Genomic DNA, 859 nt, shown 5'->3' with positions numbered 1-859 from the left:
GGCGACGGCTGGTCGATCAGGACGGTTCTGACCCCGGGCCACACCGCCAATCATGCGGCATTCGCGCTGGAAGGAACCGGCATCCTGTTTTCGGCCGATCATGTCATGGCCTGGGCAACCTCCATCGTCGCCCCGCCGGATGGAGCGATGGCCGATTACATGGCCTCGCTGGACCGTCTAATCGACCGCGAGGACCGCTTGCTGCTGCCCGGACATGGCGGGCCGGTGACGGCACCGCGCGCTTTCATGCGCGGGCTGAAGACGCACCGCAAGATGCGCGAGCGAGCCATCCTGGAGCGGGTCAGAGAAGGCGACCGGACGATTCCCGACATGGTCAGGGCGATCTACAGGGATACCGATCCGCGGCTGCATGGCGCCGCCGGATTGTCGGTGCTTGCCCATCTCGAGGATCTGACGGCGCGCGGTCTGGTTGTGACCGATGCCGCACCGGCCATCGACGGCATTTTCACGCCGGCCGGATAGGCAACGCAGCCCACTGCCAAGTGCCCGTGCCTCACTCGGCCGGCGCGGCGCCAACCTGACCGGCGACTTCCTGGTCGAGCTCGGCAAGGAAATCGACAATACGCGCGGCATTGTCGCCAAGGTCGTAGCGACCGTAGCGGGACGCCGACCGCATGTCGACGATGACCGTATCGCCATCGTCCGTCACGCGGATCGCCACATCGGCGGGAAGGCCGATCACGAAGCCCTTGGCGACGGCGGTGATGGTCACCTCGCTTTGCCCGGCGAGATCAGGATAGGGTTCCGATAGATCCCAGTCGCGCCGGTCGAGTACGGTTTCGACGGCATTGACGACAGTCTCGAACGGCAGGTCGTAGCTGCGTGCGCTGACCAGCGG

General features: G+C 65.9%; 2 protein-coding genes. One reads left to right on the top strand and one right to left on the bottom strand.

Annotated elements, in window-relative coordinates; translation table 11 throughout:
* Positions 1–483: MBL fold metallo-hydrolase (locus ENZ75_RS33120; protein ID WP_128278671.1), on the top strand; the 483-nt coding region annotated here is incomplete at its 5' end.
* A gap of 31 nt (positions 484–514) precedes the next feature.
* Here the strand turns inward: ENZ75_RS33120 and ENZ75_RS33115 are convergent.
* A partial coding sequence (locus ENZ75_RS33115) for a DUF1499 domain-containing protein (RefSeq protein ID WP_164888237.1) occupies positions 515–859 on the bottom strand: 345 nt, incomplete at its 5' end.

Source organism: Mesorhizobium sp. M7A.F.Ca.CA.002.04.1.1, from assembly GCF_004022805.1.
Classification (GTDB): domain Bacteria; phylum Pseudomonadota; class Alphaproteobacteria; order Rhizobiales; family Rhizobiaceae; genus Mesorhizobium; species Mesorhizobium ciceri.
The sequence above is the reverse complement of the archived record's forward strand: the minus strand, read 5'-3'. Positions and strand labels throughout refer to the sequence as shown.